This window comes from Pelagovum pacificum, assembly GCF_016134045.1.
Lineage (GTDB): Bacteria > Pseudomonadota > Alphaproteobacteria > Rhodobacterales > Rhodobacteraceae > Oceanicola > Oceanicola pacificus_A.
On record NZ_CP065915.1, the window covers coordinates 857486 to 877130 of the forward strand.

Genomic DNA, 19645 nt, shown 5'->3' on the forward strand with positions numbered 1-19645 from the left:
GCGGAAGACATACCATGAAGAACGACCCGTCCGCGGGCCGCATAGCCTCGACCTACGACTATTCCCGCCGCGACACCCTCGCGCTGCTTGCCCTGTTCGGTATCGGTCTGCCCGCCGGGGCAGCGCGTGCACAGGACGATCCGGCGCAGGAGGAGACCGTCGAGGGCGAAGGGGAGCCGTCGGGAGAACCTTTCTCTTACGACATCCTGTCGGACATGATGCGCACCCGTGCCGAGGCCGCTTACGAGGCACCCGCGCCGGTCGATCTTCGCCCCGCTGCCGACAGCTACGACGCCTACCGGATGATCAGTTTCCGCTCCGACCACGCCCGCTGGTCGGAGGAACCGTCGAACGCATTCCAGGTTCACGCCTTTCACATGGGCTGGCTCTTCCAGGAGCCGGTGCGCCTGTTCGAAGTGTCGGACGGCATGTCGACCGAAGTGATCTTCACCACGGACGATTTCGAATATCGCGGCCCGCTGGAAGACGAAGTCGGACCGGAGCACGCGTTGCCCGGCATCGCCGGCTTCCGCCTCAACACCCGCCTCAACCGGCCCGACCGCTTCGACGAGCTGGTATCGTTCCTCGGCGCCAGCTACTTCCGCGCGCTCGGCCGTGACAACGCCTACGGCCTGTCGGCTCGCGGCGTCGCCATCGACACGGCGACCGAGCGGGCAGAGGAATTCCCCCGTTTCTCCGAGTTCTGGCTGAGCCGCGACGAGGTTCCCGGCGCGGTCGTGGTCTATGCCGCGCTCGACAGCCAGAGCCTGACCGGCGCCTACCGCATGGTGCTGTCCCCCGGCGCGACGACCGTGATGGATGTCACCGCGCGCCTGTTCGCGCGCCGCGATATCGGTCAGCTCGGCATCGCGCCCCTGACCTCGATGTTCCTCTACTCCGAAAAGAATCGCTCGGAATTCGACGATTATCGCCCCGCCGTTCACGACAGCGACGGCCTGCTGATCGAGCGTCGGGACGGCGACCACATCTGGCGTCCGCTGAACAATCCGCCCAACCTCTCAGGTGCGTTCCTGGCCGAGGAAAACCCGGTATCGTTCGGGCTGTACCAGCGGGACCGTGACTTCGAGAACTACCAGGACAGCGAGGCGAACTACGAGCGCCGCCCCTCCCTGAAGGTCGAGCCGCTCGCGGACTGGGGCAGGGGCACCGTCCGGCTCATCGAGATCCCGACCCGGCTCGAGGCGAACGACAACATCGTTGCCTTCTGGACGCCGGAAGAACCGCTTGAGGCCGGCGACGAGGCGGAATTCGCCTACCGGCTGCACTGGGGCGATCTGTCACCTGAACCGAACGGCGAGCTTGCCTATGTCTTCGAGACGCGGGCCGGCGCCGGCGGTTTCTCCGGCGTGGAGAGCAGCGAGAACGCCCGCAAGTTCGTTGTGGATTTCGCGGGCGGGATGCTGTCGCGGCTGCCGCCGCAGGCCGCGTTCCCCTCCGCGCCCGAAGACGACCCGGACGGGGAGCCGATCCCTCCGGTGATCACGCTGGTCGCATCCGCCGGAGGAGGCGAGATCACGACCGCGACGCTGCACAAGGTGGAGGAGACCGGGCAGTGGCGCGCCGCGTTTGACGTGGAAGCGGAAGACGGGGCGATCGTGGAGCTCAATGCCCATATCGCCGGCTACGGGAGGAAACTGACGGAAATCTGGCTCTACCAATGGATCAATGCCTGATGAGTAACGACATGGATCAGTCCCAAGCCCTCGGCGATCGCCTTGTGCGGCGTGCGCCCGGATCCGCCAACCTGCCGTATGCGCCGCTCGCCATGCCTGATCAGGCTGTCTATCGCTCGCGCGAGGTCGGCACGATCTGGTCGATGGTGAGCCGCGTCTTCAGGTTCCGGTCGCGCGCAGCATGATCAAGGCGCCCTACGACACATGGCTTTCCCGCGCGTTCGCGGTGGTTTTCAGCCTCGGCATGGCCGTGGCCGCGGTCTGGTTGAACCGATTCAACGGGTCCGCCGGCGACGGGGCCTTCGCCCAGGTTGCAGCCGTCGCGATCTTCGGGGCGACCTTCTGGCTGTCGTGGGGCGCCGCCCTCGTCCTGATCGGACTGTTCCCGCGGCGGGCCATTGTCACGCCGGTGCCGGTCGAGCTTGATGAGGACGCCCGATGCGTCGTGATGGTGCCGGTCTGTAACGAGGATCCGGTCGCGACATTTTCCCGTATCGCGGCGATGGATGCCGCGCTCGAACAGCACCCCGAGGGCCATCGCTTCCAGTTCGCCATCCTGTCGGACACCAGCGACGAGCTGACGGCGACCCGCGAGGAGCGGATGTTCGCGCGGCTGCTCGAGGACCGGGAGGCCGAGGGTCGCATCTTCTACCGCCGCCGGACCGAGAATGTCGGACGCAAGGCCGGTAACCTGCGCGAGTTCATCGAGACCTCGGGCGCGGCGTGGGATTATGCGCTGATCCTCGATGCCGACAGCCTGATGGAGCCCGGCACGATGGTCGAGATGCTGCGCCGCATGGTCGCCGAACCCCGGCTCGGCCTGCTGCAGACGCTGCCCGTGGTGGTGGGCGCGTCGACGCTGTTCGGTCGGGTCATGCAGTTCGGCGCGGCGATCTACTCACCCGTCTATGCGCGCGGCGCGGCACGGATGCAGGGCGAGACCGGCCCGTTCTGGGGCCACAACGCGATGATCCGCATCAAGGCTTTCGCCGAATGCTGTGGCCTGCCGGCCCTGCCGGGCAAGCCGCCGTTCGGCGGTCCCATCCTGAGCCACGACTATGTCGAGGCCGCGCTGCTGGCGCGGGGTGGCTGGATCGTGCGACTGGATGAGGACATTTCGGGCTCCTACGAGGAAAGTCCGGCCAACATCCTCGAACATTCCAAGCGCGACCGCCGCTGGTGCCAGGGCAACCTTCAGCACGCCCGGCTGATCGGCGCCCCGAAGCTGCGCTCCTGGAGCCGCTTCGTCTTCCTGCAGGGAATCCTCGCCTACGTCGCCTCGATCTTCTGGCTCGGCTACCTGTTCGCGACCCTCGCCGCCGCCGCGATGCCCGAGACGGTGAATTACTTCCCCGTCGAGAACTGGCCCGCGCCGGTCCTGCCCGCGCTGCAGGAAAGCAAAGCGATGGAGCTGGCGGTCGGGGTTATCGGCCTTCTGCTGCTGCCCAAGATCCTGGTGCTGGTCGAGGCCGTCTTCAGCGGTCGCATCCGCACGTTCGGCGGCGTAGGGCGCACGTTCCTCTCCTCGCTCGCGGAACTCGGCATCGCCTGCCTGATCGCGCCGGTGCTGCTCATGTACCAGACACGCTCGATCCTGCAGATCCTGCTGGGCCGCGACAGTGGCTGGCCGACGGGCCGGGCAGGAGACGGCAGCGTCTCGCTGTCCGAAGCCTGGAACGCCGCCGGGTGGATCACGCTCGCCGGACTGATCCTGTTCGTGGCCGCCTTCGCGGCTTCTCCGGCGCTCGTGCCGTGGCTCGTGCCGATCGCGGCGCCGATGCTGTTCGCCCCCGTGATCGTCGCACGCACGTCGCGGCCGATGACCCGGCGCGCCCTGTTCCTGACGCCCGCCGAAGTGCGTCCCCCGGCAGTGATGGAAACGCAGGAGCGTATCCAGTCCGACTGGACCGCTGCCATGCCGCGCCCGTCGACCACCGCCAACGGCGTGGCGGAGACCCCGGCGCTCGCCGGCGGCGCGGCTGGCGTGAGGCATGGCTGACCCCGCTGTCGCCCCGGCCCTTCGCAAGCGCGATGCGAGGCTCGATGTCTTCCGTGGCATGGCGCTGGTGACGATCTTCGTCACGCACGCGCCCGGCAATTTCTACGAGAATTACACGATCCGGTCCTGGGGCTTCTCGGACGCCGCGGAGGCATTCGTGCTGATGTCGGGGATCTCGGCCGGGATCGCCTATTCGCCATCGTTCCGCGCAAAGGGCGCGGCGCTGTTGTCGGCAGCCGGACGGGTCTGGAAGAGGGCGTGGACCCTCTACCTCGTTCAGATGCTCATAACGCTGGCGGCGCTGGCCGTCGCGGCGGGGGCCGCGCGGTTCCTGCAGGCGCCGGATCTGATGTACAAGCACGGCATCGCGACGCTCTTCCGCGATCCGCTCGGCTTCCTCATCGGGGTGCCGCTGCTGACCCACCAGCTTGGCTATATCAACATCCTGCCGCTCTACATCGTGCTGCTGCTGGTGGCGCCGGTGCTGATCTTCGTCGGCATGCGCTGGCCCGTCTGGCTGCTGGCGGGGTCGGCGCTGCTCTGGGGGGTTGCGGGGCACTACCAGTGGAGCCTGCCGAGCTATCCGGGTGGCGGTGGTTGGTTCCTGAACCCGATGACGTGGCAGATGATCTTCGTCGTCGGTCTGATCGTCGGCTTCCGCACGCGGTCGGGCCTTGGCCCGTGGCGGCACCTGAAGTGGCTCAGGTGGGTGGCACTGGCATTCCTGCTGCTGTCGCTGGCGTGGCGCGAGTGGCCGGCGCTCGGCACGATGGGCAACCACGGGCTCTGGCTGGCCAACGAAGCCGGGCTGAGCCGGGTCTTCACCTCGTTCTCGAAGAACTACCTTGCCGCACCGCGCCTGTTCCACGCGATCGCCCTGCTGGGCGTCGTGTCCGGCTTCGCGCTGTTCCGCTGGATCGCGGAGCGGAAGGTGATGTTTCCCTTCGCCCTGCTCGGCAAGCAGTCTCTGGCGGTCTTCGCGCTCGGCTCCGTGCTCGATTATGCGATCCAGGCGATCAAGAGCATCACGGGCGAGGACATCGTGATGGACAGCCTGCTGCTCGGCGGTGGGCTCATCATCCTCGTCGCGTTCGCGGCCTCGATCACCTACTGGCCGAAGCCGCCCAAGCCGACGCCCGCCCCGGCCCCGACGGCGGCGACAGCGCCTTCCGCCATGCCGCAGCAGACTCCGCAACCGGCCCCGGCGGCCGCGCCGCGCCCCGCGCCAGTCACGGCCACGGTCGAAGCGGCTGCGCCGCGCTGGCCGCTGCTTGTCCGGGCGTTGAACGGTTTGCGACCAAAACAGACGTTTTGAGACAATCGACGGATTCGGGCCGGACCTAACCATGGGTCATGTCCGATGATCCGCTGCTTCAGCCGTACCGCCTCAAGCACCTGACCCTGAAGAACCGGGTCATGGTCACCTCTCACGAACCTGCCTATCCCGAAGACGGCATGCCACGAGAGCGCTACCGCGACTATCACGAGGCGCGGGCGAAGGGCGGGGTGGCGCTGACCATGACGGCGGGTTCGGCCATCGTCTCTGCCGACAGCCCGCCGGCCTTCAACAACGTGCTCGCCTACAAGGACGAGGTGGTGCCATGGATGCGCGACCTCGCCGACGCCTGCCATGCGCACGACTGCGCGGTAATGATCCAGCTGACGCACCTAGGGCGGCGGTCCCGGTGGGACGGTGGCGACTGGCTTCCGACCGTGGCGCCCACCCGTATGCGGGAGCCCGCGCACCGCGCCTACCCGAAGCTAATCGAGGACTGGGACATCGCCCGGATCATCGCCGACTACGCCGATGCGGCGGAGCGGATGCAGGCGGCCGGCCTCGACGGGATCGAGCTCGAATCCTACGGCCACCTGATGGATGCTTTCTGGTCTCCTCGCCTGAACGAGCTGGACGAGCCATGGAACGGCAGTCTCGACAACCGGATGCGGTTCTCGACCGAGGTGCTGCAAGCGATCCGTGACCGGGTAGGGCCGGACTTCATCGTCGGCATCCGCATGGTTGCTGACGAGGACATCGCCGGCGGTATCGGTCGGGAGGAGGGGGTGGAGATCGCCCGCCGCCTGCGCGACAGCGGGCTGGTCGACTTTCTCAACATCATCCGGGGCCGGATCGACACGGACGCCGCGCTCACTGACGTCATCCCGGTTCAGGGGATGCGCAGTGCGCCGCACCTCGACTTCGCCGGAGAGGTCCGGGCGGCGACCGGTGTGCCGACCTTCCACGCCGCCCGCATCCAGGATGTCGCGACCGCGCGGCACGCCATTGCGGAAGGGAAGCTCGACATGGTCGGCATGACCCGCGCCCACATGACCGATCCGCAGATCGTGCGGAAGGTGATGGAAAAGCGCGAGGACCAAATCCGCCCCTGCGTCGGCGCGAACTATTGCCTCGACCGGATTTACCAAGGGGGCGCGGCCTTCTGCATCCATAACGCTGCCACCGGCCGCGAGCTGACGATGCCGCATGACATCGTTCCCGCCGAGACGCCCCTCCGGGTGACCATCATCGGCGCCGGCCCCGCCGGGCTCGAAGCTGCACGCGTTGCCGCAGAGCGCGGTCACGCCGTCACCGTTCACGAGGCCGCGGCCGAGGCCGGCGGGCAGGTGCGCCTCGCCTCCCTGACCGAGAGGCGGCGCGAGCTGATCCAGATCGTCGACTGGCGACTGGCCGAGTGCGAACGGCTCGGCGTGACGATCCGCTACAACAGCTACGTCGATGCCTCCGACATCCTCGACGAGGCGGCCGACGTCGTCATCGTCGCGACAGGCGGCCTGCCCAACACCGACGTGCTCGACGGCGCGGACCTCACCGTGTCGAGCTGGGACCTGATCTCGGGCGATGTGAAGCCGGGGCAGGAGGTGCTGGTCTATGACGACGCCGGCGATGCGGCAGGTCTGCAGGCTGCCGAAAAGGCCGCGCAGAGCGGCGCGTCGGTCGAGGTGATGACGCCCGACCGGACCTTCGCAGCCGAGGTCATGGGCATGAGCCTCGTCCCCGCGATGCGCAAGTTGCAGACGCTCGATACGACCTTCACCGTGACCTGGCGCGTGCTGGCGGCCCGGCGCGAGGGCAACCGTCTCGCCGTCACGATCGGCAGCGACTACGGCGACGTCACGCGCGAGCGTCTGGTCGACCAGCTCGTGGTGAACCACGGAATCCTGCCGCTGGATGAGCTGTATCTCGAGCTGAAAGAGCATTCGGTGAACCGGGGCGAGGTCGATCAGGCCGCCCTGATCGACGGGCGTCCGCAGACGATCGCCACGAACCCCGACGGCCGGTTCCGGCTGTTCCGGATCGGCGATGCCGTCGCCTCGCGCAACATCCACGCGGCGATCTACGATGCGCTGCGGCTGGTGAAGGACCTCTAGCGCGGTGGCGTGATCGACCCGGCGATCCTGTCGGCGAGGGTCGACGCTGCCTCGAGAACGGCGGCGACGGACTTCCCGTCGAGCGACAGGTCCATGACCCCCGGCGGCCCGACCAGACCGATCACGCAGCTGACCCGTTTCTGGTAATCGAAAACCGGCACCGCGATGGCGCTCGACGCGGGACGGGCGAGCAGGTCCGACGTCGCGCAGCCTTGTTCGCGCACGCGTCGGCGGATCTCGTCCATCTTCTCTTCCGCCACCCGCTCCACGAAGGCGGCGGCGCGCCCCGACGCGCCTGCACGCTCCCGCGCGATCGCCTCGTCGAGCTCAGGCCCATCAAGCATGGAAACATAGACCAGCCCCGCCACGGTGCTGAGCAGAGGGACCACGCCGCCGAGCCTCAGTGCTACGGGAAAGATGCTCTCGGCGCTCTCCGACTTCTGCACCAGCACGGGGGACAGGCCGGACCAGACGGAGACGTAGCAATTGTACCCGGTCCGTGCCGAGAGCGCGTCGATCACCTCCTGGCTGAGGTCGAGCACGTCCATCCGGCGCATCGCCCCGAGGCCGAGCCGCAGTGCCGTGGGGCCGAGCGAATAGCTCCCCGTCCTGCTGTCATGAAGCAGCAGGCCCTCTCCCGCGAAGCTGACGAGGTAGAGGTGCGCCTGTCCGGTCGGCATCCCCGCCGCGCGGGACAGTTCGGTCAGGGTCATCGGGCGATCGGCGTCAAGAAGTGCGCGGATCAACCTGAAACCGACGCGGATCGAATTGATTCCGCGTTTTTCTTTCGGTTCGGACGTGTCCGAGCCTACCGAAACTGACATGAAGTTCCCCCCGCCTGCTCCACACGCTATGCGTGAGGCGAGCGGACGGTCAAGTGCGCACTCGGGGAAGCGCGGCGGTGACGTCGGAGGCGCTTTGCGACCTTGCGCCGCTGGTCCGTGACGGGAAATATCCGGAAAGACCAAGCGCGCTGCCGAGGACACGATGACCCGCCAACCGGAGCTGCCGGACCACCTTCCGGAAATCCTCGCCCGCGCCACCGAGTCGATCGAGGCGGGCTTCGAGCGGATCACGCGGGAGCGTCACGACCTGTCGCGGACCGAATGGCGCGTGCTGGCCCATCTCGGCAGCCACGGAGAGCTGACGGCCGCGCGGATCGGCGAGATGAGTGGCCTGCACAAGACGAAGCTGTCCCGTGCCGTCGGTCTGTTGCGGGGGCGTGGGCTGATCGTGCGGCAGGTGATCCCCGCCGACCGGCGCAACGCGCGGCTGTCGCTGTCGCCCGAGGGGCAGATCGTGCACGACGATCTCGCGGCCGAGGCCGCACGCTTCGAGGAGACGTTGCTGCTGCGATTGTCGGAGGAAGAGCGGCGCACACTTGCCGCCGCTCTTCGCAATCTGGTCCTGCCGGAACCGGCCTGAGCCGGCGCCAGGTTACTCGCCGGGCTGGCGCGTCGCCCAGTGCATGCCGCGCCGCAGGATCGTCTTCATCTGCGGCACCTCGAACTCGTGCGCCTTGTGGCCGAGCGCGGAGTAGAAGACCCGCGCCTTGCCGTAGCGTCGCTTCCAGACGACCGGCATCACGACACCGTCGATCCAGTGGGCATGTTCGCCCGTGAAGGTCGTGGTGGCCAGAACCTCGTTCGAGGGATCGGTGTGCAGGTAATATTGCTCCGAATGGTAGGGGAAATCCTCGATCCCCTCCATCACCGGATCATCGGGCCGGGTGACGTTGACGGTGTAGTCGATCACGTCGCCGGGATGCGCGACCCATTGGCCGCCGACCATGAACTGGTACTCGGTCGCCTGCCGGAAGCTGTCGCCCATGCCGCCGTGATAGCCGGCAAGGCCGGTGCCCGCCCTCACCGCCTCGGTCAGCGGCTTCAGCTCTTCGTCCTTGATGGAAGACATCGTGACGATCGGCACGATCAGGTCGAACGAGGGCAGGTCGGCCTCGGTCAGGATGCCGGTGCCCTCGGCGCGGGTGACGTCGTAGCCGTCCTCGGTCAGCATCTGCTCGACGATCTCGCCGCCCTCTTTCGGGTCGTGGCCGTCCCAGCCGCCCCAGAAAACCAGTGCCTTGCTCATGTGGTGTCTCCTCCTGTGTCGATGCGGCTGGCCGAGAGCGGGTCCGGCCGGTCGCAGGTGGTCGTCATCTCGAGCACGCGTCCCTCATCGGACGCGCGTCCGATACCCTCCATCACTTCGAGAACGTGCAGCGCCATGGCGCCGTTCGCCCGGTGCGGCCGTCCCTCGCGGATCGCGTGCGCCATGTCGGCGAGGCCGAGCGAGCGGTAGTTGCCGTCGGCGAAGGGCAGGGTGACGGTCTGCTCCGTCCATTCGCCTCGTGCGGGCAGCAGGACGGGCGCGCCGTCGAAGCGGTTCGGGTCGGGGACGACCATCGCGCCCTCGGTGCCCCAGAGCTCGATGTTGGGGTGGCGGGTGCCTTCGACGTCGAAGGTCATGGTGATCTGCACCACCGCGCCATTTTTGAATTCCATCATGCCGGCGATGTGGGTCGGTACCTTCACCTCGATCTCCTGGCCGTTCAATGGCTCGGAGGTGATCGTCCGCGTCGCCCGCGGCGTCTTGGCGAAGCCCGAGACGCGGGCCACCGGCCCCAGCAGGTTGACGAGGTCGGTGATGTAGTAGGGGCCCATGTCCAGCATCGGCCCGCCGCCGTGGTCGTAGTAGAAGGCGGGCGAGGGATGCCAGCGCTCGTGGCCCGGGCTGACCATCGTGGCCGAGCCGCCGACCGGCGCGCCGATGGCACCGTCGTCGACCAGCGCCCGCGCCGCCTGGTGGCTGCCGCCGAGGAACGTGTCCGGCGCGCAACCGACGCGCAGGTTGGCGTAGCTCGCCGCGTCGATCAGCCGTTTCGCCTCGGTGAAGTCGATGCCGAGCGGCTTTTCGGAATAGACGTGCCTGCCGGAGCCGATCGCCGCCAGCCCCACCTCGACGTGGGCGCGCGGGATCGTGAGGTTCAGGATGATCTCGACCTCGGGGTCCTCGTAGATCTCCTCCAGCGGGACGGCGCGCACGCCGTATTCCGCGCCCTTCGCCTTCGCGAGCTCGTGGTTCAGGTCCGCGACCGCCACGATGTCGAGAATGGGAAAGTTCTTCGCCGCCTTGAAATAGGCTGCCGAAATATTGCCGAGACCGATGATCCCGATACCGACCTTGTCCATGGTCCTCCCCCCATGTTGCTGCCGTTCGCGCCGATGGTTGGCACGTTCCTGCACGAGTGACCAGTGGCTCCGGGCAGATCGGCAATGGTTTTCTGAAAACGATTACGGCGCGTGTCCGAAACCGGACATCCGTCACCCGCCGCTCTCCTCATCTGGCCCCAAATACCTTCGGGGTCCGGGGCAGCGCCCCGGCGGATCGACGGGCCGAAGGCACGGCGAGCCAGAAAAGGAAACGCGCCCGGCGATCACCGGGCGCGTCCAGTCGCATGATGTCAGCCGATCACTCGGGCATGGTCACGTCGCGGAAGTAGGGCACGTTCAGCGAGGAGCGCCAGAAGCCTTCGACCTCGGGCGACATCATCATGTAGTTGTAACGGTGGTACATCGGCAGGATGACGTGGTCGTTCATCAGGATGGCCTCCGCCTCGCGCATCGACGCCAGGCTCTCCGCCTCGTCGTCCGTGGACTTTGCCGCGGCGATCGCGTCGGCATATGCCTCGTTTTCCCAGCCGGCGAGGTTGTTGGGCGAGCCGGGCAGGAAGATGTCGAGGAACGTCATCGGGTGCGGATAGTCCGCGCCCCAGCCCATCTGGGCGATCTGGTATTCGATCTTCTGAACCTCGGGATAGTAGACCTGCCACTCGGTCGCCTGGATCTCGACGTCGATGTTGAGGTTCTCCTTCCACATCTGCTGGATCGCCTCGAGCAGCTTCTCGATCGGCGGCGAGGTGTAGGTGACGAAGACCGTCTCGGGGAAGCCCTCACCGTCCGGGTAGCCGGCTTCGGCGAGCAGCTCCGCCGCCGCCTCCGGCTGCGCCTCGGTGGCGAGGCCGAAGGTGTCGGTCCCATCGCGGAAATCCTCGCCCGCCAGCGTCAGCCCGTAGGGAACGAGGCCGGTCGCCGGGCGGTCGGCGGACTGGAGCACGAAGTCGACGAGATCCTGCCGGTCGACGGCCATCGACAGCGCCTGGCGCACCCGCACGTCGTCGAGCGGCGCTGCGGCGGGGTTGAAGAAGGCGTAGGTGGTGCCGAGCGCGGGGATCACCATGAAGGCGTCGCTTTCGGCCATCAGGCGTGGGATTTCCGGGGCGGGCACCGCCTCGATCCCGTCGACCTGGCCCGATTCCATCGCCGTCAGCGCGGTTGCCTGGTCGGGGATCAGCCGGAAGGTGAGCGTGTCGAGCGACACGGCATCGGCGTCGTAATATTCATCGTTCTTCTCGAAGACGACGGATTCACCGAAGTTGAACTCGCTGACCTTGAAGGGGCCATTTCCGACGAAGGTTTCCGGGTCGCGGGTCCAGCCGTCGGGGTCGGCCTCCACCACGTCCTGCCGGACGGGGAAGAAGTTGGTGTAGGTGAGCATCTGCAACATGTAGGGGACGCGCTGCGCCAGCGTGAAGGTGAAGGTCTTGTCGTCGGGCGCGCTGATCGCGACCTCGCCCTCGCCGTCGTTGGCATAGAAGTCCTCCGCCCCGTCGATGAGGTAGAACATCGCCGGGTTCATCGCGCCCGCCGCCGGGTCGAGCACCCGCTTCCACGCATAGACAAAGTCCTCCGCGGTGACCGGCTGGCCGTCGGACCAGTTCGCGTCGCGCAGGGTGAAGGTGTAGGTCAGCCCGTCCTCGCTGACCTCCCAGCTCTCGGCCATTGCCGGGACGATCTCGCCCGACTCGTCGAAGCGCACGAGACCCTCGAACGTATTGCCGATGATCGGCGCGGCGAAGGTTTCGGAGGTGAGGCCCGGGTCGTAGGTGGCGCTCTCGTTGTTCACCACGTAGACGAGGTCGCCCGCGGCGAGCGCGGGGCCCGCGGCGAACGCCGCGACTGCGGCGGTCATCATCAGCTTACGCATGTGTTCTCTCCTTGTCGGACTTGGGTCCCGTCTCTTCCGGCGGGATCGGGTGGTGGCAGGCGACCATGTGGCCGTCGCCGGTTTCGTTCAGGGCGGGCTCGACTTCGGCGCAGAGCGCGCTGGCCCGGGGGCAGCGGGTGCGGAAGCGGCAGCCCGAGGGCAGGTCGAGCGGGCTCGGCACTTCGCCGGTCTCGACAGGACCGTCGGCGCGGGCGGCCGGGTCCGGTACCGGGATCGAGGACCAGAGCAGGCGCGTGTAGGGATGGCGCGGCGCGGCGTGGAGCGCATCGGAGGACGCGATCTCGACCAGCTTGCCGAGGTACATCACCCCGATCCGGTCGGCGATGTGGCGCAGCATCGACAGATCGTGCGTGATGAAGAGGTAGGCGAGCCCGCGCTCCGCCTTCAGGCGGGCAAGCATGTTGACCACCTGCGCCTGAATCGAGACGTCGAGGGCGCTGATCGGCTCGTCGCAGATCACGAGGTCGGGGTTCAGCGCGATGGCACGGGCGATGCCGATCCGCTGGCGTTGCCCGCCGGAGAAGGCATGCGGGTAGCGCGCTGCGGCGTCGGCGGGCAGGCCGACGGTCTCCAGCAGCTCGCGCACGGTGGCGGCGCGGGACTTGCGATTGCCGACCTTCGCGATCTCGAGCGGTTCGGCGATCAGTTCCGCCACCGTCATCCGTCCGTCGAGCGCGGCGACCGGGTCCTGGAAGATCATCTGCATCCGACGGCGGTGCGGCCGCAGGCGGCGCTCGTCCATCGACGTGATGTCGGTCCCGTCCAGCAGGATGCGTCCCGCGCTCGGCTGGTGCAGCCGGATCAGGGTGCGGGCGAGCGTGGACTTGCCGCAGCCGGACTCGCCGACGAGGCCGAGCGTTTCCCCTCGCGCGATGGTCAGCGAGATTCCGTCGACCGCCTTCAGCACACCGCCCCGGACGGGAAAGTGCATCGCGAGGTCGTCGAGTTCCACGAGCGGGGTCATCGGGTCGTCTCCCGTAGGATGGGGTCTTCACCCCATCCTACCCTCGGGGCAGAGGGGTCGAGCAGCCAGCAGCGCGCACGATGCGCCGCGCTCACCTCGTAGACCGGTGACGGGTCGAGGCACTGGCGCCGCGCCTCGGGACAGCGGGGCGCGAAGGGGCACCCCGGGGGCGGCGCGCGCATGTCCGGCGGTGTGCCGGGGATCGGGGCGAGCGCCTCGCCCGCGCGGCGCGGGTCGGGAATCGCGGCCATCAGGCCCCGCGTGTAGGGGTGGCGCGGCGCGGCAAACAGGTCGGCCACCGGCGCTTCCTCCATCACCTGCCCGCCGTAGAGCACCATCACCCGGTCCGCCGTCTCGGCGATCACGCCGAGGTCGTGGGTCACGAGGATGATCGCCATGCCAAGCCGGTCGCGCAGCTCCTTCAGCAGCGCGAGGATCTGGCGCTGGATCGTGACGTCGAGCGCGGTCGTCGGCTCGTCCGCGATCAGCAGCGCCGGCTCGCAGGCCAACGCCATCGCGATCATGACCCGCTGGCGCATCCCGCCCGAGAACTCGTGCGGGTAGCTGTCGATCCGCGCCGCGGGGGAGGGGATGCGCACCAGCCCGAACAGCTCCACCGCGCGGGCGCGCGCCTCGGCGCGGGTCATCCTGCGGTGGCGCAGCAGCACTTCGGTGATCTGGCGGCCTACGGTCATCGTCGGGTTCAGCGCCGACATCGGGTCCTGGAACACCACGCCGACCCGGTCGCCGCGCAGCCGGGCGAGCTTGCCCTCGGGCATCGCCAGCAGGTCCTCGCCCTCGAAGTAGGCTGTGCCACCTTCGATCCGGCCGCCACGCTTCAGCAGCCTGAGCAGCGACATGCAGGTCACCGACTTGCCCGATCCGCTTTCGCCGACGAGGCCCAGGATCTCGCCCCGCTCCAGCCGCAGGTCGACGCCGCGCACCGACTGCACCCGGCCGCGCCGCGTGTGATAGGCCGTGGTCAGGCCGGTGACCTCGAGCAGGCTCATTGCGACAACCTCGGGTCCAGCGCGTCCCGAAGGCCATCGCCGAGGAAGTTGAACGCCAGCATGGTCAGCGAGATCGCGAGCGCCGGGAAGAACAGCTGGTGGGGATAGGTGCGCAGCGTCTCGACCGCTTCGGAGGTCAGCGTGCCCCAGCTGGCCTGCGGTGGTGTCACGCCAAGGCCGATGAAGGACATGAAGCTCTCGATGAAGATCGCCGAGGGGATCAGCATCGTCAGCGTCACGAGGATCGGCCCGAAGGCGTTCGGCAGCAGATGGCGGAACAGGATGCGGCTGGTCGGGGCCCCCATCGTGCGGGCGGCGGCCACGTAATCCTGCGCCTTCAGGGTCAGGATCTGGCCGCGCACGATCCGGGCCATGTCGACCCAGTAGACCGATCCGATGGCGAGGATCACCGACCAGAGGCCGGATTGCAGCACGACCATCATCAGGATCACGTAGAGCGTCAGCGGAATGGTCGCGACGATCTCGACGATGCGCATCATCACGGTATCGACCCGACCGCCGAGGTAGCCCGAGATCCCGCCGTAGAGCACGCCGATCACGAAGTTCGTCAGCACCGCCGCCGCCGCGACCATCAGCGAGATCCGCGCCCCGTAGAGCTGGCGCACCAGCACGTCCCGGCCGAGCTGGTCGGTCCCGAACGGGTGCGCGCGGTTCAGGGTGCGGCCCTCCTGCTCGGCGGGGGCGCCGTCGACGGTCAGGATCGCGGGACGGACGGAGTAGTCGAGCACGACCTCGCGCCCGTCGATCGCCCAGATCGACCGGCGGTTTATCATGTCCCGCTCGTCCGGCCGGATCAGCGCGGTGATTGAGCCGTCCTCGCCGACTTCGTAGAGGCCGAGGTTGCCGGAATTGACGAAGACCCGCTGGTCCCCCACGCGATAGGGGCTGTGCACTGGCGGCAGGTTCGACAGTTCGAGATCCTGCTCGAAGTACGTCCAGGGCGAGGCGGCCGGCCCGAAGATCGCCGCCGTGATGAGCACGACGATGAAGACGAGCCCGGCCATCGCCGGCTTGTGCCGCACCAGCCGCGCCGCCGCACCGGCCCAGAAGCCCTGCACCGGGCCGCTTTCGGCAGGACGCTCGGCCTCTTTCGGGAGCGGCTCCCACATCTCTGGCGCGATGCTCATCGGCGGCTCCCGTAGGAAATGCGGGGGTCGAGCCAGAGGTAGAGGATGTCGACGATCAGGATCATCAGCATCAGGAAGGCGGCGTAGAAGATCGTGATCCCCATGATCGCGGTGTAATCCCGGTTGGTGATCGACAGCACGAAATGCCGCCCGATGCCGGGCAGGGCGAAGATCTGTTCGATCACGAAGCTGCCGGTAAGCAGGTTTGCCACCACGGGGCCCAGAACCGTGACCACAGGGATCAGCGAGTTGCGCAGCCCGTGGCGCATCAGGATCGTGCCCGGCGTCAGGCCCTTGGCGCGGGCGGTGACGATGTAGTCCTGTTCCATCGTTTCGAGCAGGCTCGACCGGGTGAGCCGGGCGACGAAGGACAGCCAGAAGCCCGACAGCGCGAAGACCGGCAACAGGTAGCCGCGCCAGTCGTCCAGCCCGAACGCCGGCACCCAGCCGAGCCTGAGCGCGAATACATAGAGCGCGACGGTTGCCAGCACGTAGGACGGGATCGCGACGCCGAGCGTGGCGAGGAACATCACCCCGGTGTCCGGCCACCGCCCCCGGTTCAGTGCGGCGATGATGCCGGCCGGAACGCCGAGCGCGACAACGCAGATCACCGCCAGCAGCCCGGTCTGCGCGGTGACGGAAATGCCGTCGGCGATCATCTGGTTCACCGTGACGCCGGGATACTTGAATGACGGGCCGAGGTCGAAGGTCGCCACGCCGCCGAGGTAGTTGAGATATTGCCGCCAGAGCGGCTGATCGAGGCCGAACTTCGCGTTCAGCGCCGCCTCGATCTCGGGCGCGAGCATCTTCTCGGACACGAAGGGGCCGCCGGGGACCGCGTGCATCAGCAGGAAGGTCAGCGTGATGATCGCCCAGAGCGTCACCAGCATCAGGCCGAGCCGCCGCGCCAGCCAGTCGAGGGGCAGGCGGCGCTCAGCCATTGCCGCTTTCCGCGTCGGGCCGCAGCCTGAGAGCCGGCGCGTTGCCGAGCCACGTGATGACGACTTCCTCGTCGTAGGGATTGCTCGCCTGGTGGCGCATGTCGGAGCGGAAGTGAAGCGCGTCGCCGGGGCCGAGGTCGTGTCTGGTGCCGTCGACTTCGAAGATGAAGCGGCCGGAGCGGACCTGCACGAACTCCTCGCCCTCGTGGTTGTCGACCTCGCCGACGAACCCGGGCGGCAGCGTGATGATGTAGGCGGAGAAGGTCGCGCCGGGGAACTCGGCGTGCAGCCGTTCGTAGGTCATCCCGCCCTTGCGGATCCAGGTCGTCTCCCGCTCGTGCGCCCTGCTGACGAGACCGCGCGGCCCCTCGTTCGACATGAAGTGGCCGAGTTCGAGCCCAAGCGCGTGGGCGATGCGTGTGAGGGAGCCGATGGAGGGAATCGCGATGTCGCGCTCGATCTGGCTGAGGTAACCGACTGACAGATCAACTTTATGCCCCAGCTCCTGAAGGGTCATGTTCCGTGCCCGCCGGCGTGTCCGCACGAGGGCGCCAACGGCGATACCGGGCTGGTCGGCGGGCGAGGAAGTGGATGAGTTGGCGTGCGACATGAGCGTGTCCCTTGTCCGCTCATGCTCTCATCTAAAAAATTTTACTTCAACCTTAATCGCGGCTCTGGCGGTGTCTCGCGAAGTCGCTGCCGCATGAGTGAGCACTCCGTCGACCGGTCATGTCCGGCCCGCTCAACCGTCGAGCGCCGCTTTCCAGCGTGCGGCATAGGCGGTGAGTGCCTCGGCGTTGGCGGGCGTCGGAACGCGCTCCGGCTCAGGCAGAGCGGTTCCGCCGTCCGGCGCGAACAGAAGCGCTGCACCGAGGCTGGTGCCGGTGGCGGAGCGGCTCTGCTGAACGTCCCGACCGGTCGCTGCCGCAAGCATCGCGAGGTAGCGGGCGTTTCGCGCGAAAGGCCCCTCCACGATGGTCGACCCCCGTGCCCCGGCAAGGTCCAGACAGGTGTCCGTCATCAGCGCGAGGTAGAAGGACAGCGCCGCCGCGCGCTGGCCCGACCCCTCGGGCGGTTCCACGCCCTGCCACCGCATCGCACGACCGGGGAACGGGCCGCTGGTCGGTTCGACCGCAGGCAGCAGCATCAGGCCCGAGGCGAGCACCTCGGCGACATCCTCTTCTGTCGCGGACAGGTCTTTTCCGGCGCGGACGATCTCGTACTCCCGCCCGCCCATGAAGCGGGCCGACGGCACCGCATCGCCCCGCGCGGAGACATTGATGAGCGTGTCGCGCGCGGGGTCGAGCGTGACGTCCGCGCCGCCGATGGCCATCGCGATGACCCATGTGCCGGTGGAGACGACCGAGAATGGCGGGCGCTGCGACAGCAGGTGAGGATAGAGAGAGGCGTTGGAATCGTGGATCCCGCAGACGACCGGCGTCTTCGGGGCGAGGCCGGTCGCCTCCGCGATTTCGGGCAGAACGGGGCCGAGCACGTCCGCCGACTTGCGCACCGGGGCGACCTTTCCGGCGATGCCGAGTGCCCCGGCGAGATCGGAGAAGGTCCGCTCGCGCGGGTTCCAGAGGTCGGTGTGACAGCCCATCGAACTCACGTCGCTCGACACATCTCCCGTCAGGCGGAAGGCCCAGTATTGCGGGTAGGTGAGGACATGGGCCGTGCGCTCCAGCAGGCCGGGGTCGGTCGCGAACTGCCAGTGCAGCTGCGCGCCAAGGTTCAGCCCCATGCCGAGCCGGGGCGACCCGGTCTGCGCGAAGGGCGGCCGGATCGCGTCGTAGGCGTCGGCCATATCATCGGGGCCGGTATGCTCGTAATCGAGGATCGGCGCGGCAAGCCTTCCGTTCGCGTCGAGCAGAACCGCCGATGCGCCGTGCGTCGTGACCGAGATCGCGTCGATCCCGTGCTCACGGTGAAAGCGGGACAGGGCGCTCAGGAAGAAATTCCAGTGTGCCTCGGTATCGAAATGCGGCCACGGCGGTCCGCGGCGCACCTCGTTCGGGCGGGTCACCACGTCGATTTCGGTCAGCGTCTGAAGGTCGACGAGCGCGAGCTTGGCGTTCGTCTTGCCGACGTCGATGACGGCGATGTGGCGTGGCGCGGTCATGGCATGTGAAACAGTCTGGGCAGCGTGACGGCGACCGGCTCGTTGTCCGGGGCGGTCTCCATCAGGTCGGCCATGTGCGCCCACCAGCGCTGCATCACCGGATGCGACGGCAGGTCGTCCATGCCGTGATCCTCGGGACGCAGCAGGATGCCGATGAGCAGGCCGGTCTCCGCATCGTAGTGGATCGAGTAATCCTGCACGCCGGCCCCGCGCAGCAGCTCGACCAGTTCGGGCCAGATCTCGTCATGGCGGCGCTGGTACTCGGCCTCCATGCCGGGGTTCAGGCGCATCCGGAAGACGTGGCGTTGCATCATGGCGTTCTCCGTTTGGCGCGGGCCATCGCCCAGAGGCGGGGCAGGGCGATCACTCCGATGAGGAGGAGGCCGATGAAGATCGACATGACGATCCCCGGCACGTTGAGCAGGCCGAGGCCGAACGTGACGAGACCCATCACGAAGGCCGCGATGACGACGCCGGGAATGGACCCGGACCCGCCGAGAATGCTCACGCCGCCGAGCACCACCATCGTGACGACTTCCAGCTCCATCCCGTAGGCGATGGACGGGCGCGTCGAGCCAAGCCGCGCCGTCAGGCAGATCGCCGCGACGCCGGACATCAGCCCGGTCAGCAGGAACAGGATGAACTTCACCCGTGCCACGCGGATGCCGCTGAACAGGGCGCCGGTCGGGTTGTTGCCGATGGCGTAGACTGCGCGGCCGAAGTTCGTGGTGTGCAGCAGGATGCCGAAGATCACGGCGAGCACGGTGAAGATCACCATCTCGACCGTGATGACCCAGAAGACGTAGCCCTGTCCGAACCATGCGAAGCCCGAAGGGTAGCCCCGGAACGCCTCGTCGCCGAGGACGATATAGCTGATGCCGCGAAACAGGCTCATGGTGCCGATCGTCACCACGATGGACGGCAGGCCGAGCACGGTGACGAAGACCGCGTTGAAGGCCCCGCAGGCCAGACCGGTGCCGAGGCCGATCATCACCAGCACCGCAACGGAAGGCTCGTACGGCAGCGCGAGGCCCATGGCCGTGCTCGCCAACGCGATGATCGAGGCGACGGAGAGGTCGATCTCGCCCGCGATGATGAGCAGCGCCATGGCGAAGGCGATCATCGCCTTCTCGGTGAAGTTGAAGGTCGCGTCGCTCAGGTTCCAGGCGTTCAGGAAGTAGGGTGAGGCGAAGCTGTTGAGGACGAAAATCGCGATCGCGACGGCGAGCAGCAGCGATTCCCACGACGTCAGCACGCCGACGGTTCGGGAGCGGAGCCGGTCGGGGATGTGCCGCCCGGTTGCGGATGTCATG

General features: G+C 67.8%; 18 protein-coding genes. 6 read left to right on the forward strand and 12 right to left on the reverse strand.

From position 1 onward, the window contains the following. The first annotated feature begins 14 nt into the window (after window positions 1-14). The 5 genes from I8N54_RS04390 to I8N54_RS04410 are packed head-to-tail and all read left to right on the forward strand — an operon-like array spanning window position 15 to window position 7080. Complete coding sequence (locus I8N54_RS04390) at window positions 15-1694, forward strand: glucan biosynthesis protein (RefSeq protein WP_140193731.1); 1680 nt, start codon at window positions 15-17, stop codon at window positions 1692-1694. Beyond that, window positions 1694-1879 carry a hypothetical protein gene (locus tag I8N54_RS04395; RefSeq protein ID WP_140193730.1) on the forward strand — a complete coding sequence of 62 codons (186 nt, stop codon included), beginning with the start codon at window positions 1694-1696 and terminating at the stop codon, window positions 1877-1879. The genes I8N54_RS04390 and I8N54_RS04395 overlap by 1 nt, the downstream gene beginning before the upstream one ends. Further along, window positions 1876-3693 (forward strand): glucans biosynthesis glucosyltransferase MdoH, encoded by a 1818-nt coding sequence (gene mdoH / locus I8N54_RS04400; protein WP_140193729.1) that lies wholly within the window; start codon window positions 1876-1878, stop codon window positions 3691-3693. Before I8N54_RS04395 ends, mdoH begins: the two co-directional genes overlap by 4 nt. After that, on the forward strand, window positions 3686-5008 hold the full coding sequence (locus I8N54_RS04405; protein ID WP_140193728.1) for an OpgC family protein: 1323 nt from the start codon (window positions 3686-3688) through the stop codon (window positions 5006-5008). The genes mdoH and I8N54_RS04405 overlap by 8 nt, the downstream gene beginning before the upstream one ends. A 38-nt stretch (window positions 5009-5046) precedes the next feature. After that, window positions 5047-7080, forward strand: coding sequence for an NADH:flavin oxidoreductase (locus I8N54_RS04410; protein WP_140193727.1), 2034 nt, complete (start codon window positions 5047-5049; stop codon window positions 7078-7080). Here I8N54_RS04410 and I8N54_RS04415 read toward each other — a convergent pair. Then, window positions 7077-7904, reverse strand: a complete 828-nt coding sequence (locus tag I8N54_RS04415) for an IclR family transcriptional regulator (protein WP_140193726.1) — start codon at window positions 7902-7904, stop codon at window positions 7077-7079. The two genes, I8N54_RS04410 and I8N54_RS04415, sit on opposite strands and share 4 nt — an antisense overlap. Window positions 7905-8067: 163 nt before the next feature. Between I8N54_RS04415 and I8N54_RS04420 the strand changes: the two genes are divergently transcribed. Further along, window positions 8068-8505, forward strand: a complete 438-nt coding sequence (locus I8N54_RS04420) for a MarR family winged helix-turn-helix transcriptional regulator (protein ID WP_140193725.1) — start codon at window positions 8068-8070, stop codon at window positions 8503-8505. A 12-nt stretch (window positions 8506-8517) separates the two neighbouring features. On the opposite strand, the gene I8N54_RS04425 is transcribed toward I8N54_RS04420, so the two are convergent. The 11 genes from I8N54_RS04425 to I8N54_RS04475 form a co-directional block, all read right to left on the reverse strand. Next, window positions 8518-9171, reverse strand: coding sequence for a ThuA domain-containing protein (locus I8N54_RS04425; RefSeq protein ID WP_140193724.1), 654 nt, complete (start codon window positions 9169-9171; stop codon window positions 8518-8520). Further along, entirely contained in the window at window positions 9168-10271 is a 1104-nt protein-coding gene (locus I8N54_RS04430; RefSeq protein ID WP_140193723.1) for a Gfo/Idh/MocA family protein, read from the reverse strand. Before I8N54_RS04430 ends, I8N54_RS04425 begins: the two co-directional genes overlap by 4 nt. Before the next feature lie 280 nt (window positions 10272-10551). Beyond that, window positions 10552-12126 (reverse strand): peptide ABC transporter substrate-binding protein, encoded by a 1575-nt coding sequence (locus I8N54_RS04435; protein WP_140193722.1) that lies wholly within the window; start codon window positions 12124-12126, stop codon window positions 10552-10554. Further along, window positions 12119-13111: an ABC transporter ATP-binding protein gene (locus tag I8N54_RS04440; RefSeq protein ID WP_140193721.1), complete on the reverse strand. Its 993-nt coding sequence runs from the start codon at window positions 13109-13111 to the stop codon at window positions 12119-12121. Before I8N54_RS04440 ends, I8N54_RS04435 begins: the two co-directional genes overlap by 8 nt. Continuing rightward, window positions 13108-14121 (reverse strand): ABC transporter ATP-binding protein, encoded by a 1014-nt coding sequence (locus tag I8N54_RS04445; protein ID WP_140193720.1) that lies wholly within the window; start codon window positions 14119-14121, stop codon window positions 13108-13110. Before I8N54_RS04445 ends, I8N54_RS04440 begins: the two co-directional genes overlap by 4 nt. Further along, entirely contained in the window at window positions 14118-15269 is a 1152-nt protein-coding gene (locus I8N54_RS04450; protein ID WP_140193719.1) for an ABC transporter permease, read from the reverse strand. Before I8N54_RS04450 ends, I8N54_RS04445 begins: the two co-directional genes overlap by 4 nt. Continuing rightward, window positions 15266-16210: an ABC transporter permease gene (locus I8N54_RS04455; protein ID WP_140193718.1), complete on the reverse strand. Its 945-nt coding sequence runs from the start codon at window positions 16208-16210 to the stop codon at window positions 15266-15268. The genes I8N54_RS04450 and I8N54_RS04455 overlap by 4 nt, the downstream gene beginning before the upstream one ends. After that, window positions 16203-16820 carry a helix-turn-helix domain-containing protein gene (locus I8N54_RS04460; protein WP_140193717.1) on the reverse strand — a complete coding sequence of 206 codons (618 nt, stop codon included), beginning with the start codon at window positions 16818-16820 and terminating at the stop codon, window positions 16203-16205. The genes I8N54_RS04455 and I8N54_RS04460 overlap by 8 nt, the downstream gene beginning before the upstream one ends. 132 nt (window positions 16821-16952) lie before the next feature. Then, entirely contained in the window at window positions 16953-18332 is a 1380-nt protein-coding gene (locus tag I8N54_RS04465; RefSeq protein WP_140193716.1) for an FGGY-family carbohydrate kinase, read from the reverse strand. Continuing rightward, on the reverse strand, window positions 18329-18646 hold the full coding sequence (locus tag I8N54_RS04470; protein ID WP_140193715.1) for an L-rhamnose mutarotase: 318 nt from the start codon (window positions 18644-18646) through the stop codon (window positions 18329-18331). The genes I8N54_RS04465 and I8N54_RS04470 overlap by 4 nt, the downstream gene beginning before the upstream one ends. Continuing rightward, window positions 18643-19644, reverse strand: coding sequence for an ABC transporter permease (locus I8N54_RS04475; protein ID WP_408635369.1), 1002 nt, complete (start codon window positions 19642-19644; stop codon window positions 18643-18645). Before I8N54_RS04475 ends, I8N54_RS04470 begins: the two co-directional genes overlap by 4 nt. Window position 19645 lies beyond the last annotated feature (1 nt).

Coding starts and splice junctions, on each gene's coding strand:
- I8N54_RS04395 (WP_140193730.1), top strand. CDS start 1,694: ATGAGTAACGACATGGATCAGTCCCAAGCCCTCGGCGATCGCCTTGTG.
- I8N54_RS04415 (WP_140193726.1), bottom strand. CDS start 7,904: ATGTCAGTTTCGGTAGGCTCGGACACGTCCGAACCGAAAGAAAAACGC.
- I8N54_RS04430 (WP_140193723.1), bottom strand. CDS start 10,271: ATGGACAAGGTCGGTATCGGGATCATCGGTCTCGGCAATATTTCGGCA.
- I8N54_RS04460 (WP_140193717.1), bottom strand. CDS start 16,820: ATGTCGCACGCCAACTCATCCACTTCCTCGCCCGCCGACCAGCCCGGT.
- mdoH (WP_140193729.1), top strand. CDS start 1,876: ATGATCAAGGCGCCCTACGACACATGGCTTTCCCGCGCGTTCGCGGTG.
- I8N54_RS04470 (WP_140193715.1), bottom strand. CDS start 18,646: ATGATGCAACGCCACGTCTTCCGGATGCGCCTGAACCCCGGCATGGAG.
- I8N54_RS04425 (WP_140193724.1), bottom strand. CDS start 9,171: ATGAGCAAGGCACTGGTTTTCTGGGGCGGCTGGGACGGCCACGACCCG.
- I8N54_RS04450 (WP_140193719.1), bottom strand. CDS start 15,269: ATGAGCATCGCGCCAGAGATGTGGGAGCCGCTCCCGAAAGAGGCCGAG.
- I8N54_RS04390 (WP_140193731.1), top strand. CDS start 15: ATGAAGAACGACCCGTCCGCGGGCCGCATAGCCTCGACCTACGACTAT.
- I8N54_RS04420 (WP_140193725.1), top strand. CDS start 8,068: ATGACCCGCCAACCGGAGCTGCCGGACCACCTTCCGGAAATCCTCGCC.
- I8N54_RS04455 (WP_140193718.1), bottom strand. CDS start 16,210: ATGGCTGAGCGCCGCCTGCCCCTCGACTGGCTGGCGCGGCGGCTCGGC.
- I8N54_RS04435 (WP_140193722.1), bottom strand. CDS start 12,126: ATGCGTAAGCTGATGATGACCGCCGCAGTCGCGGCGTTCGCCGCGGGC.
- I8N54_RS04475 (WP_408635369.1), bottom strand. CDS start 19,644: ATGACATCCGCAACCGGGCGGCACATCCCCGACCGGCTCCGCTCCCGA.
- I8N54_RS04440 (WP_140193721.1), bottom strand. CDS start 13,111: ATGACCCCGCTCGTGGAACTCGACGACCTCGCGATGCACTTTCCCGTC.
- I8N54_RS04445 (WP_140193720.1), bottom strand. CDS start 14,121: ATGAGCCTGCTCGAGGTCACCGGCCTGACCACGGCCTATCACACGCGG.
- I8N54_RS04405 (WP_140193728.1), top strand. CDS start 3,686: ATGGCTGACCCCGCTGTCGCCCCGGCCCTTCGCAAGCGCGATGCGAGG.
- I8N54_RS04410 (WP_140193727.1), top strand. CDS start 5,047: ATGTCCGATGATCCGCTGCTTCAGCCGTACCGCCTCAAGCACCTGACC.
- I8N54_RS04465 (WP_140193716.1), bottom strand. CDS start 18,332: ATGACCGCGCCACGCCACATCGCCGTCATCGACGTCGGCAAGACGAAC.